At 44.9% G+C, this 16,030-nt stretch carries 12 protein-coding genes, 1 pseudogene and 1 CRISPR repeat array; of the genes and pseudogenes, 8 read left to right on the forward strand and 5 right to left on the reverse strand.

Translation table 11 applies throughout. The features are described from left to right. Nucleotides 1-94: 94 nt before the first annotated feature. The 7 genes and pseudogenes from M3087_RS06455 to cas2 all read left to right on the forward strand — a co-directional run bounded on the left by M3087_RS06455 (nucleotide 95) and on the right by cas2 (nucleotide 10,729). Entirely contained in the window at nucleotides 95-1,426 is a 1,332-nt protein-coding gene (locus M3087_RS06455; protein WP_106484776.1) for a glycoside hydrolase family 28 protein, read from the forward strand. Between the two features lie 269 nt (nucleotides 1,427-1,695). Then, nucleotides 1,696-4,158 (forward strand): phenylalanine--tRNA ligase subunit beta, encoded by a 2,463-nt coding sequence (gene pheT / locus M3087_RS06460; protein WP_022384117.1) that lies wholly within the window; start codon nucleotides 1,696-1,698, stop codon nucleotides 4,156-4,158. 54 nt (nucleotides 4,159-4,212) lie between these two features. After that, nucleotides 4,213-4,947: a YebC/PmpR family DNA-binding transcriptional regulator gene (locus M3087_RS06465; protein ID WP_022384116.1), complete on the forward strand. Its 735-nt coding sequence runs from the start codon at nucleotides 4,213-4,215 to the stop codon at nucleotides 4,945-4,947. A gap of 20 nt (nucleotides 4,948-4,967) precedes the next feature. Continuing rightward, on the forward strand, nucleotides 4,968-5,222 hold the full coding sequence (locus M3087_RS06470; protein ID WP_106484778.1) for a TIGR03905 family TSCPD domain-containing protein: 255 nt from the start codon (nucleotides 4,968-4,970) through the stop codon (nucleotides 5,220-5,222). 195 nt (nucleotides 5,223-5,417) lie between these two features. Continuing rightward, nucleotides 5,418-9,914, forward strand: a complete 4,497-nt coding sequence (gene cas9 / locus M3087_RS06475; RefSeq protein ID WP_249094527.1) for a type II CRISPR RNA-guided endonuclease Cas9 — start codon at nucleotides 5,418-5,420, stop codon at nucleotides 9,912-9,914. Nucleotides 9,915-10,088: 174 nt separating this feature from the next. Further along, nucleotides 10,089-10,391 (forward strand): annotated as a pseudogene (locus M3087_RS06480) (CRISPR-associated endonuclease Cas1); the annotation flags it as partial. Beyond that, nucleotides 10,388-10,729 (forward strand): CRISPR-associated endonuclease Cas2, encoded by a 342-nt coding sequence (cas2, locus tag M3087_RS06485; RefSeq protein ID WP_249094529.1) that lies wholly within the window; start codon nucleotides 10,388-10,390, stop codon nucleotides 10,727-10,729. The pseudogene M3087_RS06480 and the gene cas2, both read left to right, overlap by 4 nt. 109 nt (nucleotides 10,730-10,838) lie before the next feature. Beyond that, nucleotides 10,839-11,500: a CRISPR direct-repeat array (repeat unit 47 nt; unit sequence GCTGTCTCTGATGGCTCAAAGGTAGTAATTTAGAAGCAAATCACAAC). Nucleotides 11,501-11,556: 56 nt separating this feature from the next. Here the strand turns inward: cas2 and M3087_RS14325 are convergent. The 3 genes from M3087_RS14325 to M3087_RS06495 form a co-directional block, all read right to left on the reverse strand. Beyond that, on the reverse strand, nucleotides 11,557-11,685 hold the full coding sequence (locus tag M3087_RS14325) for a hypothetical protein (RefSeq protein WP_022384706.1): 129 nt from the start codon (nucleotides 11,683-11,685) through the stop codon (nucleotides 11,557-11,559). A gap of 394 nt (nucleotides 11,686-12,079) precedes the next feature. Continuing rightward, entirely contained in the window at nucleotides 12,080-12,682 is a 603-nt protein-coding gene (locus tag M3087_RS06490) for an OmpH family outer membrane protein (RefSeq protein WP_022384705.1), read from the reverse strand. A 32-nt stretch (nucleotides 12,683-12,714) separates the two neighbouring features. Beyond that, nucleotides 12,715-12,945 (reverse strand): hypothetical protein, encoded by a 231-nt coding sequence (locus M3087_RS06495; protein WP_249094613.1) that lies wholly within the window; start codon nucleotides 12,943-12,945, stop codon nucleotides 12,715-12,717. 155 nt (nucleotides 12,946-13,100) lie between these two features. Between M3087_RS06495 and M3087_RS06500 the strand changes: the two genes are divergently transcribed. Next, on the forward strand, nucleotides 13,101-14,561 hold the full coding sequence (locus M3087_RS06500; RefSeq protein ID WP_249094533.1) for an aminoacyl-histidine dipeptidase: 1,461 nt from the start codon (nucleotides 13,101-13,103) through the stop codon (nucleotides 14,559-14,561). 79 nt (nucleotides 14,562-14,640) lie between these two features. On the opposite strand, the gene rlmH is transcribed toward M3087_RS06500, so the two are convergent. Then, nucleotides 14,641-15,114: a 23S rRNA (pseudouridine(1915)-N(3))-methyltransferase RlmH gene (gene rlmH, locus M3087_RS06505; protein WP_106625772.1), complete on the reverse strand. Its 474-nt coding sequence runs from the start codon at nucleotides 15,112-15,114 to the stop codon at nucleotides 14,641-14,643. Between the two features lie 174 nt (nucleotides 15,115-15,288). Then, nucleotides 15,289-16,029, reverse strand: a complete 741-nt coding sequence (locus M3087_RS06510) for a LytR/AlgR family response regulator transcription factor (RefSeq protein ID WP_249094536.1) — start codon at nucleotides 16,027-16,029, stop codon at nucleotides 15,289-15,291. Nucleotide 16,030 lies beyond the last annotated feature (1 nt).

Consider the following 16,030-nt stretch of genomic DNA (forward strand, 5'->3'; position numbering starts at 1 on the left):
TTTGAAAGAATCTCGGACATTTAGTTGAATGTTCAGCCTGTTCTCGTTACTTTTGCAACCAGAACTTTGTTTAATCCTATATTTTATACAAACTATGTTTAAACACTTTTTGTCCGTGATTCTGTTGCTTGCGGTGTCGACCTTGGCGTGGGCCGAACGTGTCGACATGAAGCAGGCAGGTGCCAAGACGGATGGCAAGACTATCAACACCCGACTTATCAACCGTACCATCGAACGCCTGGAGAAGCAGGGAGGCGGTACGCTGTTCTTTCCTGCCGGACGGTATCTGACGGGTCCGATTCACCTGAAGAGCAACATTACGTTGGAGCTGGAAGCTGGAGCGACCTTGCTCTTTTCGACGAATTTTGATGACTACCTGCCCTTTGTGGAGGTGCGTCACGAGGGAGTGATGATGAAGAGTTTCAGTCCGCTTATCTATGCCGTCGATGCCGAAAATATCACCATCAAAGGAGAAGGAACTCTTGACGGACAAGGCAAGGCCTGGTGGGACGAATTCTTCAAGGTCCTGGTTGACTTGCGGGATAATGGCAAGCGTGACGTCAACAAATATCAGCCCATGTTTGAGAAGGCAAATGATGTGGCGCAGATTGCCGCCGAGACAAACGAAGACTGGCATGGAACGCTGGACCGCCGTTTCTTCCGTCCGCCTTTCATCCAGCCGATCCGTTGCAAGAACGTACGCATCGAAGGGGTGAAAATCATCAATTCGCCTTTCTGGACCGTTAATCCGGAGTTTTGCGACAATGTGACGGTGGATGGAGTAACCATTCACAATGTCCCTTCCCCCAATACGGATGGAATCAATCCTGAGTCGTGCCGTAACGTGCATATCAGCAACTGTCACATCTCCGTCGGCGATGACTGCATCACGATTAAGAGCGGTCGTGACCTTCAGGCACGTAAACTGGGTGCTGCCTGCGAAAACATCACCATCACCAACTGCACGATGCTGAGCGGGCACGGAGGTGTTGTCATTGGCAGCGAGATGAGTGGCGGCGTACGTCGGGTCACTATCAGCAACTGCGTCTTTGAGGGAACGGACCGTGGCATTCGTCTGAAGTCCACCCGCGGACGTGGTGGTGTGGTCGAGGACATCCGCGTGAGCAACATCGTGATGAAGGATATCAAGAAGGAAGCCCTGGTCTTCAACTTGAAATATAGCAAGATGCCCCAGGAACCCGTGAGCGACCGTACTCCCGTCTTCCGTAACATTCACATCTCCGGTGTGACGGTTAACGGTGTTCAGACTCCCATCAAGTTCGTCGGACTGGAGGAGGCGCCCATCACTGATATTGTGTTGCGTGACATTCAAATCAAAGATGGCAAGGAACCCAATATCTTCCAGGATTGCGAAGGTATCATTATGGATAATGTAATGGTTAACGGAGAAAAGGCAGCTTTGTAAACCACATAAGATAAAACTGTAGAAGCAACCTTCCCCAAGCAATAGGTGCGTATGCATGACGTCTGTAGAACGGTCGTGTGTAAAGAATCCGGTCATCCGGTTTCCGTGCGTATTGTTTGGGGAGGCTTGTATCTGTACTTGTCGGTGGTCTCTGCCGGGAATAGGAGCGAGAGCCCGTCCGTACAAACTTTTTTCAATATCATAGTTCCTTGCAAACGAAATCTTTGTAAATTTGCAAATCTTTTGACGAATGTATAAAAACTGAAGATATGAATATCTCTTATAACTGGCTAAAAGAGTATGTCGGTTTCGACTTGACTCCCGGTGAAGTGGCGGAGGCATTGACTTCTATCGGACTGGAAGTCGGAGCTGTGGAAGAAGTACAATCCATCAAAGGTGGACTTGAAGGTATCGTTATTGGTGAAGTACTCACCTGCGAGCCCCATCCCAATTCAGACCACATGCATATTACGACAGTCAATCTGGGCAACGGTGAACCCGTACAGATTGTATGTGGCGCTGCGAACGTTGCAGCCGGACAAAAAGTCGTGGTGGCAACATTGGGCACCAAGCTGTATGATGGCGATGAATGTTTCACAATTAAGAAATCCAAACTTCGCGGTGTGGAATCCCTTGGCATGATTTGTGCGGAGGATGAGATTGGTTTGGGAACCAGCCATGAAGGCATTATGGTTCTCCCCGACAGTGCCATACCGGGAACACCTGCAAAGGACTATTTCAATATAAAGAGTGACTACGTTATCGAGGTAGATATCACTCCGAACCGTGCTGATGCTTGTTCTCATTATGGTGTAGCACGCGACTTATACGCCTATCTGGTTCAAGCGGGGAAAGAGACTTCATTGACCCGTCCTTCCGTAGAAGGATTCCATGTAGACAACCAGGAATTACCCATCGACATCGAAGTGACAGATTCTACGGCGTGTCCCCGTTATGCAGGTGTGACAGTAAAAGGCGTAACGGTAAAGGAAAGTCCGGCCTGGCTTCAGGATAAACTCCGTCTGATTGGTTTGCGTCCCATCAATAATGTGGTCGACGTGACCAACTATATCCTGCATGCTTATGGTCAACCGCTCCACTGCTTTGATGCTGATAAGATCAAAGGAGGTAAGGTGATTGTGAAGACCATGCCCCAAGGTACTCCGTTTGTAACTCTGGATGAGGTTGAGCGTAAACTTGATGCTCATGATTTGATGATATGCAACGCGGAAGAGCCGATGTGTATGGCTGGCGTATTCGGAGGACTGGATTCCGGCTCAACCGAAGCTACCAAAAACGTATTCCTGGAGAGTGCTTATTTCAATCCGACAACCGTACGTAAGACAGCGCGTCGTCATGGTCTGAATACGGACTCTTCCTTCCGCTTTGAGCGTGGCATTGATCCGAATGGTGTTATTTACTGCCTGAAACAGGCTGCGATGCTTATCCAGGAACTGGCGGGTGGAACCATCTCTATGGACATTAAGGATTTGTATCCTCAACCGATAGAAGACTTCACCGTCGAATTGGACTACCGCTATGTACATGACCTGGTCGGCAAGACGATTCCCGTAGAAGATATCAAACGAATCGTTACTGCCTTGGAGATGAAAATCGTGGCAGAGACACCGGAAGGCATTACCTTGAAGATACCGCCTTATCGTGTGGATGTACAGCGTCCGTGTGACGTCGTGGAAGATATTCTCCGCATTTACGGATATAATAATGTAGAGATTCCCTTGACCTTAAAGTCCAGTCTGACGACAAAAGGAGAAGTGGATAAATCCCAAAAGCTGCAGAATCTGGTGTCTGAACAGCTTGTCGGCTGCGGTTTTAATGAGATTCTGAATAACTCATTGACAAAGTCTGCCTATTACGATCATTTGGAAAGTTATCCCTCACAGCATCTGGTCATGTTGATGAATCCGCTCAGCAGTGACTTGAACTGCATGCGCCAGACTTTGCTGTTTGGAGGACTGGAAAGTATCCAGCACAATGCCAACCGTAAGAATGCGGACTTGAAATTCTTTGAGTTTGGCAATTGCTATCAGTTCGATGGTGAGAAGAAGAATGCAGAAAAGGCATTGGCACCTTATAGTGAAAGCTGTCATCTGGGTCTTTGGATAACTGGTAAGCGTGTGACTAACTCTTGGGCTCATCCGGAGGAGAACAGTTCCGTTTATGAACTGAAGGCATACGTATTAAATATCTTCACCCGTTTAGGGTTGAACCTGGGAGGACTGGTCTTCGGTAATCTGTCCAATGACATTTACTCGGCAGCTATCAGCATCCATACCAGAGGAGGTAAGTTGATTGCTACGTATGGTATCCTTACCCGGAAACTGCAGAAGGCATTTGATTTGGATAATGAAGTCTATTATGCCGATATCAATTGGAATGAGCTGATGAAAGCCGTAAAGAATGTGAAAGTCGGCTATACGGAAATCAGTAAGTTCCCTGCTGTAAAGCGTGACCTGGCATTGCTCATTGACAAGAACGTACAGTTCGTGGAAATTGAAAAGATTGCCTATGAAAGTGAGCGCAAGTTGCTGAAAGCCGTAGAGTTGTTTGATGTTTATGAGGGGAAGAACCTCGAAGCGGGAAAGAAGAGCTATGCAGTCAGCTTCCTGCTGCAAGATGAGAATGCGACACTCAACGACAAGCAGATTGATAAGATCATGCAGAAACTGATTACTAACTTGGAAAACAAGTTGGGAGCCAAGCTGAGATAACCTGGAAAAGATAATCAATAAAACTAATCTATAGATTCTAAAAACATTAATCCAATGGGAAGAGCGTTTGAATATAGAAAAGCTACAAAGCTGAAAAGATGGGGTCACATGGCCAAGACATTTACAAGACTCGGTAAACAAATTGCTATTGCAGTGAAAGCTGGAGGTCCTGAACCGGAGAACAATCCTACCCTGCGTTCAGTCATTGCTACCTGCAAGCGTGAAAACATGCCGAAGGACAATATCGAGCGTGCCATCAAGAATGCAATGGGCAAAGACCAGAGCGACTATAAAGGAATGACTTATGAAGGATATGGTCCTCACGGAGTTGCCATCTTTGTCGATACACTGACTGACAACACGACTCGTACTGTTGCCGACGTACGTTCCGTATTCAATAAGTTTGGCGGTAATCTGGGCACTACGGGATCATTGGCTTTCTTGTTTGACCATAAATGTGTCTTTACGTTCAAGAAGAAGGAGGGTATTGATATGGAAGAGTTGATACTCGACCTGATTGATTACAACGTGGAGGACGAATTTGATGAGGACCCGGAAGAAGGTACCATCACGATTTATGGTGACCCAAAGAGCTATGCAGCCATTCAAAAGCACTTGGAAGAATGCGGATTTGAGGATGTCGGTGGTGACTTTACCTATATTCCCAATGACTTGAAAGACGTAACTCCCGAGCAACGTGAGACAATCGATAAGATGATCGAACGCCTGGAAGAGTTCGACGATGTGCAGACTGTGTACACCAACATGAAACCGGCGGAGGAAGAATAAGTCAGTATCCCATTCCTTTCATGAAGATCCTGTATAAGACACAAGGAACTTGTAGCACCCACATTGACCTTTCGGTGGAAGACGGCTGTATTAAGGATGTCTGTTTCTGGGGTGGGTGCAATGGTAATCTGAAAGGTATATGCAGTTTGATACGAGGCATGAGAGTCGAAGATGTATTGGCTCGTTTGGAAGGAATAAAATGCGGGCATCGCACAACATCCTGTCCGGACCAATTATGCAAGGCTCTCCGTCAGATTACTAAGGACACTCAGTAAAAGTCCCTAAAAAGTGTAGAGGGCATGTGAAGAGGTTGTTTTCAATCCTTCATATGCCCTTTTTTATTTGGTGTTTACTAATCTCATCGCTTTGACAAAAGAGAATCTTCGAGAAGTCCATGCAATATATAGTGGTTCATGCAAGAAAACCTGATAAATACACTATATTTGGACAAAATATAAAAAAGTATGGAGATGAAACATATCCTAGGCCTTGATTTAGGGACAAATAGTATTGGTTGGGCAGTTATCAGAGCCCATCAAGATGCTGACGGGCATACCACATTGCAAGATATCCTGGCTGCCGGAAGCCGGATTATTCCGATGGATGCCGCGACACTGACTGATTTTGACAAAGGTAATGCCAGGTCCGGGACAGCAGAGCGTACAAGTTTCAGAAGCATGCGTCGTCGTCGGGAACGGCAGCTGTTACGTCGCGAACGTTTGCATCGGGTGTTGATGCTGTTGGGATTCCTGCCGCAACACTATGCCAACGCATTGACGCGATATGGTGAGTTTGCAGACAACAGGGAATGCAAGTTGCCTTGGGTGAAAGATGAATCGGATGGGAAATATCATTTCCTTTTTCAGGACGCATTTCATGAAATGTGCGAAGACTTCCGTCAGTTAGCTCCCCAATGGGTCGCCGACGGAAAGAAGGTGCCCTATGACTGGACACTCTATTACCTACGCTGTAAAGCTTTGTCCCGTAAAATAAGCAAGGAGGAATTGGCTTGGATTCTGCTAAGTTTTAACCAAAAACGAGGATACTATCAGGCACGGGATGAAGAGGACGAAGTAACCACGAACAAGCTGGAAGAATATTATGCCGGAAAAGTGGTTCGTGTGGATGATACAGGCGAACGGAAAGGGAAAAATGTCTACTATGACATAACGCTTGAAAACGGATGGGTATATCGGTATGCAGCCCGTATTTATCCCGACTGGGTGGGGCAAGTAAAGGAATTTATTGTTACGACAACGCTCAATCCGGATGGTACTCCTAAAACAGACAAGGCGGGCGAAGTGAAACGTTCCTTCCGTATGCCTAAAGATGATGACTGGACCTTGATAAAGAAAAAGACGGAGAGGGATATCGACCGTTCGCAAGAAACCATAGGGCAATATATCTATCATGCTTTATTAAAAGATCCATCACAGAAGATCAGAGGAAAGCTTATAGGCACGGTCGAACGTAAATATTATAAAGATGAACTGAGACGTATCTTGGATAGGCAGATTCAGTTCCATCCCGAGTTGCGGGACCGTGAATTGTATTATGCATGTTTGCAGGAGCTTTATCCCTCCAACGTGGCATTCCGGAATACATTGGTGAATCGTGATTTTACTTATTTATTTTTGGATGATATACTCTTTTATCAACGTCCCCTTAAAAGCAAGAAGTCACAGATCAGTGACTGTCCTTATGAAGAACACTTCTATACGGATAAGGAAACAGGAGAGCGTATATCGGTTCCTGTAAAATGTATCGCAGTCTCTCATCCTCTCTATCAGGAATACCGGTTGTGGCAGTTCATCCAGAACCTGCGTATCTATTATAGAGAAGCACGTATCGATGGAAATTTGATGATTGACTGGGAAGTTACCAATGAATTGTTGCAGACGGAGGAGGACAAGACTGCATTGTTCGATTGGCTGAATGACAAAGAGAGTGTGAAACAGCCGGAGTTGGTCGCATTTCTACTGGGAGGCAAGGCTAATAAAAAACAAATCAAGGCTTACCGGTGGAACTATATGGATGACGACACAAAGGGATATCCTTGCAATGAGACACGTGCAAGTCTCTTGAAATATCTGAGAGAGGCTCAAACAGACTCGTCCTTCCTCACTCGTGAACGGGAAGAAGCTCTATGGCATATCCTGTACTCTATATCCGACAAGGGAGAATTAAAGAGCGCTTTGGGTAAATTTGCTGTCAAGCATGGATTGAATGAAAGGTTTGTAACTGTCTTCAGCAAATTTCCGCCTTTTAAAAAGGATTATGGAAGCTATTCGGCAAAAGCACTTAAGAAGCTGTTGCCATTGATGCGCATGGGCCATCATTGGCAGGAAGCTTCCTTTATTCCTTCTACCCGTCAGCGTATGGAGAAATTCATTAATGGGGAGTATGATGATTCGATTGATAAGCGCACTTATGAAAAATTAGAGAGTTTGACTGAGGTGTCACAATATCGTGGGCTCCCTGGCTGGTTGGCTTGCTATGTGGTTTATGACCGTCATTCAGAAGGGAGGGATATAGAAAGATGGACTTCTCCGTCTGACATCGATTCCTATTTGGCACAATTCAAGCAGCATTCGTTACACAATCCCATTGTGGAACGTGTGGTCTTGGAAACTCTACGTACCGTGAGGGATATTTGGAAACAGGTAGACCATATCGATGAAATACATATCGAGTTGGGACGTAATATGAAGCTTCCGGCAGACAAACGTCGGCAGATGACCGAACAGGCGTGGAAAAACGAACAGACGAACTTACGCATCAAAGCATTGTTGCTGGAATTTGCCAGACCGGGGTATGACATAGAGAATGTACGTCCCTATTCGCCCTATCAGCAGGACCAGCTACGCATCTACGAAGAGGCTGTACTGGGTGCCAATGAATGCCCGGATGACATCAGTGCCATATTGAAGAAGTTCAATGGACTCAATCCGCCGACTTCTGCGGAAGTCTTACGCTACAAGTGCTGGTTGGAACAGAAATACCGTTCACCCTATACGGGACGTACAATTCCGTTGAGCAAACTGTTTACTTCCGCTTATGAAATAGAACATATTATCCCAAAGCAACGCTATTTCGATGACTCCTTTAGCAATAAAGTCATTTGTGAGTCGGAAGTGAATAAGAAGAAAGGTGCCATGTTGGGGTATGAATTTATCAAGTCGTATCATGGAGCTTCCATTACCTTGAATAGGGGAGGTACAGCTTCTATCTTTTCTGTAGAGGCTTATGAGAACTTCGTCAAGGAGCACTATGCTCATAATAGGGGCAAGATGAAAAAGCTGCTGATGGATGATGTCCCCGACTCATTTATTTCACGTCAGCTAAATGACAGTCGCTACATCAGCAAGCTTATGAAATCCATATTATCTAACTTGGTTCGTGAAGAGGGTGAGAAAGAAGCTATTTCCAAGAATCTGATTGTGTGTACAGGAGGTATCACCGATCGTCTGAAGAAAGATTGGGGAACTCATGACGTATGGAATGACATCATCTTTCCACGCTTTAAGCGTTTGGATGAAATGGATAGCTCGCATACATACATTACCTTGAATACGCACCGTCATCCTATTCCCTCCATGCCGTTGGAGTTTCAACGGGGCTTCAGCAAGAAACGGATCGATCACCGGCATCACGCCATGGATGCCATCGTGATAGCGTGTGCCACACGGAATATAGTCAATTATCTTAATAATGAATCTGCCCGGCATGATGCCAAGACCAGCCGGATGGATTTGCAAAGGTTGCTATGTACGGCAAATAGAAAATTGATAGACAAGCCTTGGAAGACTTTCACGCAAGATACCTGTAAAGTTTTGGAAGATATGATTGTCAGCTTTCAGAGAACTCTGCGAATCATCAATAAAACGAAGAACTATTACTTGCGGTTTGAAGATGGCAAGAAGCGAAGAGTCCTTCAGACGAAAGGTGATAATTGGGCTATACGCAAACCTCTCCATAAAGAGACTTTTTATGGGGAAATTAACTTGCGCCGGATTGAGACCCTTTCTCTAAACAAGGCATTGGAACGTATTCCTGATATTGTGGAAAGAGATTTAAGAAAGAAGTTAAGTGAATTGCTTAGCTTGGGTTATAATGCCAAACGGATAAAAGGCTATTTCGAGGAACACAAGGAGGAATGGTCGGATGTGAACTTGTCAAAAATAAAGGCATATTATTTTACGAAGCAGAAAAACAAACGTTATTTTGCAGCTCGGACGGAACTTGATACATCTTTCAATAAGGATAAGATTGAGAATAAGATTGCTGATACGGCAATTCAGAAAATTCTGTTGCAACACTTGGAGGCTTATGGTAACGATGCTGAACAGGCTTTTTCCCCTGAAGGGATTGATACCATGAACCGGAATATTCGACAGCTGAATGGCGGACGTTCGCATCAACCGATCTATAAGGTCAGAGTCTATGAAGAAGCCACGAAGTTTGCAGTCGGACGAAGGGGAAATAAGTCGACTAAGTTTGTCGAGGCGGCTAAAGGTACCAACTTGTTCTTTGCTATTTATGAAATATCTCAAGTAGATGGGAATGGCAATAGACAGACGTCACGGACTTTCAGCAGCATTCCACTTAATGTCGCTGTTGAACGGTTGAAACAAGGACTGCCTTCAGTTCCGGAAGATGAAGAAGGAAATGCTCCCAAATACGTGCTTTCTCCCAATGACCTGGTTTATCTTCCGACGGAAAAGGAACTGAAGCGACGCGAGATAGCTATGCCGATAGATAAGTCTCGTATTTATAAGATGGTGAGTTGTACGGGAAAAGACTGCTTCTTTATCCCTGCGAATACAGCAGTACCTATTGTAGACAGGTATGAGTACTCTTCTATGAACAAAATTGGACGTGCTCTTACCGGTGAAATGATTAAAGAAATATGCCTACCGCTAAAAATTGATCGGCTAGGGCAGATTATCGAAATATCTACCTTCTAAAATATAGCCTTATGATAAAGCGTACCCTTTATTTTAGTTCTCCGGCCTATTTAGGGAAATTTGCTGAATATCCCTGCCCAAAATGAGCGTTTTCGGAAACAACTTGAAGCTTCTTTGTCTTAAAAAAAAAACAATTGTGGCAGCAAACGATTCAGGCAAAAATTGCGAATCAAACTGCTGCCTACTCTTGGCATCCATCATCATAATCGTTACAATGCATATTGTTTGGCTGATGATATTATGGAACCTTATCGTCCATATGTTGATAGGTTGGTCTTTCAAATGTCTGGACGATATGATATGAGCAAAGTAGAACTCACGAAAAGTCAAAAAGCGGAGTTGCTGTCTATCCCTACGCTAGATGTGCAAATATCTGGCAAGCGGAGTCCTTTGATGATAGCTGTTGGACAAACCACTGCATCCTTATATAAATGCTTTTCTGGAGAATCACGACGTATATCATATCCTGAATTATGAATATTGCAGAACGTTTTAACGAATATCGAATCATGTGGGTATTGGTTTTGTTTGACCTTCCGACAGAGACAAAGAAGGATAAGAAAGCGTATGTGGACTTTAGAAAGAATCTGCAACGTGACGGGTTTACGATGTTTCAATTTTCAATTTATGTGCGTCATTGTGCCAGTCAGGAGAATGCCCAAGTTCACATAAAGCGTGTTAAATCTTTCTTGCCAGATTATGGCAAAGTAGGTATAATGTGCATCACAGATAAGCAATTTGGTGATATTGAGATCTTTTATGGAAAGAAGATACAAGATGTCAAACCGGCAGAGCAGCAATTAGAACTCTTCTAGAAACAATAAATCCCACTTCAGAGTGGGATTTATTGTTTTGAAACAGCCTTTTTTTATTTTCCTAATAGAGCCTTTAACTTGTTTATATTCAGAGAATAACATATAACCTGCTGTCTCTGATGGCTCAAAGGTAGTAATTTAGAAGCAAATCACAACGCTCTGTTTGCAATGAAAGAAACGCCCGACGCTGTCTCTGATGGCTCAAAGGTAGTAATTTAGAAGCAAATCACAACTCTTCAGCCAGAAGGTCCGACTGTTGTTCAGCTGTCTCTGATGGCTCAAAGGTAGTAATTTAGAAGCAAATCACAACAGTCGTATTCTCTGGAAAATTTGCGTGAAAGCTGTCTCTGATGGCTCAAAGGTAGTAATTTAGAAGCAAATCACAACTAGCGTTTGAGTGTCGCCTCTGCTGATTCTGCTGTCTCTGATGGCTCAAAGGTAGTAATTTAGAAGCAAATCACAACTGTCTCCTGCTGAATCGCATTCTTCCAGTAGCTGTCTCTGATGGCTCAAAGGTAGTAATTTAGAAGCAAATCACAACTGCCACCGCCCAATGTTGATTTTCCGATGTGCTGTCTCTGATGGCTCAAAGGTAGTAATTTAGAAGCAAATCACAACTGATGAGGATGCGCGAGCCGGAGGGGAACTGCTGTCTCTGATGGCTCAAAGGTAGTAATTTAGAAGCAAATCACAACACATCCAGGATGCCAAGATACGCAAGAAGGCTGTCTCTGATAGCTCAAAGGTAGTAATTTAGAAGCAAATCACAACAGTTGAACAGGGCGAAACGCTTGTTGATGGCTGTCTCTGATAGCTCAAAAGTACAATTAGAGTTCGGGAAGATAGAGTGGGCTCCGTTCCAGGGCGGCAGCCAACGCGGCAGAGGCGTCGTCACCATCTACCTGGTGACCGACTGGACAGAGGGCGGGCACGATGCAGCCTTCGACCTCAGCCATCGGTTCTATAAGGCTCTTGACGGACTGAGTGGAGAGAGCTTCAACGGACGTCGCTGTTGGAGACGAACACGAGCCACAACCACAAGGAGATACTTGAGAGTATCGACAGCTATGCCGTGCGCTACCTGTTGCGATAGGGCGCACGAGTTGCAATGATGAGGAAGGTGTGTCGTAATAAGTGATGCACCTTCTTTTTTCCGTCAATTACAAAAGAAAAGTTCGATATTTTAAAAAGAATTGGACAATGCCTATATCAAACTGTGAATTGATTATGAATCAATTTATGCTTATGTTTGAAAACAGAATCCAGATATAAGAAAAAACTTACAGCTGAATCCTGTTTCCATTTACACAAAATTTTGAACAGCGTCACACAGTAAGAATTTGGATGTGATTACTCTGCTTTTGCCGGAGTATAACGCTTGTTCAATCCGTCAATGACTTCCTGTGTGATATTCAGGGCTGGATCTGCATACAGCAGGTTATTGAAGCCGGCATTATTGATAATCAGATTATATCCTTTGGTCTTGTTGTATTCTTTCAGATAAGCATTGATGGAATCGCGCAATTGGATATTGTTCTTGTCGCTTTCCTGTTGGAGCTCTCCCATCAGACGCTGATGGAGTGCTTCGAGGTCCTGACGTTTCTTAATCAGACGGTTCTGCTCCTGTTGTGCTCTTTCCGGAGTGAATACATGATTTTGATATTTACGTTCAAAATCGCGCATTTCGTTGTCAAGGCTCTTCATTTTCTCTTTCAGGGTTACCTCTACATTCTCCTGCTTCTTTATCATAGCCTCATTCAGGTCCTTACAAAGATTGTAGTTGTTCAGCAAGCTGTCGATTTCAACATAGGCTATTTTTAAGTCAGATACGCTTCCCGCGGGAGTCGAGTTGTCGCTTGTCGTGTTGGCAGCTTTGTTCCCATCACATTGTGTAAAAGCAACCATGATGGCCAAAGCTGAAAGCCCACTCACGATAAAGTTTCTTTTTTTCATACTTATCTGTTTCTATACAGTTTATAAAACGATTATTCATTGCTGGATGCCGACGTGTGCAGGCTTTCGCGTATGCCGGGGCGGTTGAGTCTGGCTTCACGGTCCTGAGATTGCACACAGTGTACACCTCTTTTTCTCATTGCCGGATTGCCACTGACGTGTGTATTGGGAAATTTCCCGTTCTTTTTCACGATGATTTGCAAAGCCAGCAACGCGATGCAAATAGCAACTATTAACACGGATATGAGGATTGTTTCAAGCATTTCTTCTAAATTTGTGCTGCAAAGATATAGTTTTGCGCTCACTCTCACAGCTCTTTTTACTTAAAAAATGAGAGAGGGCTCGGAAAGGATATTTTGATTTAACCAAAATTAGCGGAGATAGACTAATTATACACGATAAAAAGGAGACTTTAACGATGGAACATCAAACGAAACTACAACCGGAATGTGTATTCCATTACTTTGCAGAGGTTTGTAAGATACCTCGTCCGTCAAAGAAAGAAGAGAAGATGATTGCTTTCCTGAAGGATTTCGGGGAAAAGCATGGGTTGGAAACAAAAGTCGATAAGGCTGGTAATGTGTTGATAAAGAAACCGGCTACTCCGGGGTTTGAGAACCGTAAAACGGTGATTCTCCAATCGCACATTGATATGGTGTGTGAGAAGAATAAGGAGACACAGCATGATTTTGAAAAGGATCCTATCGAAACTTACGTGGATGGAGAATGGTTGCGTGCCAAGGGGACTACTTTGGGAGCAGACAACGGCATTGGAGTAGCTACGGAACTGGCTATTCTGGCAGCCGATGATGTGAAGCATGGACCGATTGAATGCCTGTTTACCGTAGATGAAGAGACTGGATTGACTGGCGCTTTTGCATTGGAGAAAGGTTTCATGGACGGTGACATCCTGCTGAATCTTGACTCAGAAGACGAAGGTGAACTGTTTATTGGTTGTGCCGGTGGCGTACGTACATTGGTTGAGTTTGATTATCAACCCGTAACTGTTCCCGCTGATTTCTTTTGCTTCCGGCTGGCTGTTGAGGGGCTGACCGGTGGACATTCCGGAGATGACATCAATAAGATGCGTGCGAATGCCAACAAGCTGCTGGGTCGCTTCCTTTATCAGACTAACCGTAAGTATGATTTCTATTTGTTGGATATTGACGGTGGCAACCTCCACAATGCCATTCCACGTGAGGCCCATGCCCTTTGCGCCATACCGATGGAGCACAAGGAAGATATCCGGGTAGATTGGAATATTTTTGCAGCCGAAGTAGAGGAGGAATATGCCGCTACGGAGAAAAACATGAAATTCAAGTTGGATTCGGAGACTTATCATGCTGAGGCTATCGAGCGCCAGGTAGTGACAAGGTTCCTGGCAGCTGTGCAAGGAGTGTTCAATGGAGTCTTTGCCATGAGTCAGGATATTCCGGGACTGGTAGAAACATCTTCGAATCTGGCTTCCATCAAGGTGCGTGATCATAAAGTCATTGTGACGAGTAGCCAGCGTAGTTCCATCCTGTCAGCTCGCAAAAATGTGGCAGACAGTATTCAGTCCGTGTTTGAACTGGCTGGTGCGCGTGTAGATGTCGGTGAGGGATATCCGGGTTGGAAACCGAATACACAGTCCGAAATTCTCCAGATTGCCGTAGATACCTATAAGGAACTGTTTGGTGTAGAGCCAAAGGTGAAGGCAATCCATGCCGGATTGGAATGCGGCCTGTTCCTGGAGAAATATCCGTCTCTGGATATGGTTTCGTTCGGTCCGACTTTGAGAGGGGTTCACTCACCTGATGAGCGGATGCTCATCCCGACGGTAGATAAGTTCTGGCGCCATCTGTTGGCTGTCCTCCAGCGTATCCCGCTCAAGGCATGAGGCATGAAATAGAATTTGTAAAGCGAGGGCATGATTTGTGAATAGTCACAAGGAGTGCCCTTGTTTTATGTCTGTCCGGTTACTCGTGATGATAAGGACCTCCGTTGAGAATATTCATGGCGCGATAAAGCTGTTCGACAAAGACCAGGCGTACCATCTGATGGGAGAAGGTCATCTTCGAGAGGGAAACTTTCTCATGAGCTGCCTGATAAACATCGGATGAAAAGCCGTAAGGACCACCGATAATGAATACCAGCCGTCTGTTGACCGTATTCAGCTTCCGTTCCATCCATGATGCGAACTCTACGGAGCGGAATTCCTTTCCACCCTCATCGAGTAATACGATGACATCACCCGGCTGGAGGGCTTTCAGGATGAGTTCGCCTTCTTTTTCTTTTTGTTGTTCCATGGAAAGCTTCTTGGTGTTTTTCAGTTCCGGAATTACTTCCATGTCAAACGATATATAGTGTTTGGTACGTTCTACATAGTCGTTAATGGCAGCAATGTAATGCTTTTCTACAGTCTTTCCTACGACCAATAATACGGTTTTCATTGGATTCTTCGGTTGGTTCAGGTTGCAAAGATAGGGCAATTGGTCCGGAATGTCAATATGAGTTGTCGTGCTTGTACCCGGACATGTAATCATCATGAAATGGGGCTCGTTGGTCATACCGCTGTATGACACGAGCCCCTTCCTTCTTAAATATAGAGAGAGTGTATGGTTGCGTTATTGGATTGTCTTGTTGTTCAGGTAGCTTTGCAGTTCTTGTTTGTAGCTGTCCGAGATGGGGATGTATTCCTTTCCAAATACGATTCGTCCGCGGTCAATGAGGCGGATTTTACTTTTCTGCACGATGTAGGAACGATGTACACGTAAGAAACGGGAAGAGGGAAGATGCTCTTCTACCGATTTCAGGCTCATGAGGGATAAGATAGGACGAGGTTCATGCTCCAGGTAAATCTTTACGTAGTCTTTCAGTCCTTCGATGTAGAGAATGTCGTCCAGACGAATCTGTATGAGCTTGTAGTCACTCTTCACGTAAATGAATACATCGCCGTTATCCGTGCCTTCTCCATGTCCGTTTGCGGCATTCTGCGACGCCTCTTTCATCTCAAACCATGCCAATGCCTTGTTGGACGCTTCGAGAAACTCTTTGTAGCTGATAGGCTTCAGCAAGTAATCCAACGCATTGACCCGGTAGCTGTCCAGCGCATACTGGCTGAATGCCGTTGTGAAGATGATGCGTGTTTCGGGCACTACCATCTGTGAGAATTCCAGTCCGTTCAGGTCGGGCATCTGTATGTCCAGAAACAGCAGGTCTACCGGATTCTCTTGCAGTCCTTTCATTGCAACCACTGCACTGGAATATTTACCCTGGAGTTGCAGAAACGGAGTTTTGTTGACATAGGTTTCCAGCAGGTCCAGAGCCAACGGTTCATCATCGACAATTGCACACGATAGATTCATA

The organism is Mediterranea sp. ET5 (assembly GCF_023337025.1).
Classification (GTDB): Bacteria; Bacteroidota; Bacteroidia; order Bacteroidales; family Bacteroidaceae; genus Phocaeicola_A.

What these genes read in the sequence shown, in the direction of transcription:
- M3087_RS06455 (WP_106484776.1), top strand. Translation starts at nt 95, where the DNA reads ATGTTTAAACACTTTTTGTCCGTGATTCTGTTGCTTGCGGTGTCGACC.
- pheT (WP_022384117.1), top strand. Translation starts at nt 1,696, where the DNA reads ATGAATATCTCTTATAACTGGCTAAAAGAGTATGTCGGTTTCGACTTG.
- M3087_RS06465 (WP_022384116.1), top strand. Translation starts at nt 4,213, where the DNA reads ATGGGAAGAGCGTTTGAATATAGAAAAGCTACAAAGCTGAAAAGATGG.
- M3087_RS06470 (WP_106484778.1), top strand. Translation starts at nt 4,968, where the DNA reads ATGAAGATCCTGTATAAGACACAAGGAACTTGTAGCACCCACATTGAC.
- cas9 (WP_249094527.1), top strand. Translation starts at nt 5,418, where the DNA reads ATGAAACATATCCTAGGCCTTGATTTAGGGACAAATAGTATTGGTTGG.
- cas2 (WP_249094529.1), top strand. Translation starts at nt 10,388, where the DNA reads ATGAATATTGCAGAACGTTTTAACGAATATCGAATCATGTGGGTATTG.
- M3087_RS14325 (WP_022384706.1), bottom strand. Translation starts at nt 11,685, where the DNA reads ATGGCTGAGGTCGAAGGCTGCATCGTGCCCGCCCTCTGTCCAGTCGGT.
- M3087_RS06490 (WP_022384705.1), bottom strand. Translation starts at nt 12,682, where the DNA reads ATGAAAAAAAGAAACTTTATCGTGAGTGGGCTTTCAGCTTTGGCCATC.
- M3087_RS06495 (WP_249094613.1), bottom strand. Translation starts at nt 12,945, where the DNA reads ATGCTTGAAACAATCCTCATATCCGTGTTAATAGTTGCTATTTGCATC.
- M3087_RS06500 (WP_249094533.1), top strand. Translation starts at nt 13,101, where the DNA reads ATGGAACATCAAACGAAACTACAACCGGAATGTGTATTCCATTACTTT.
- rlmH (WP_106625772.1), bottom strand. Translation starts at nt 15,114, where the DNA reads ATGAAAACCGTATTATTGGTCGTAGGAAAGACTGTAGAAAAGCATTAC.
- M3087_RS06510 (WP_249094536.1), bottom strand. Translation starts at nt 16,029, where the DNA reads ATGAATCTATCGTGTGCAATTGTCGATGATGAACCGTTGGCTCTGGAC.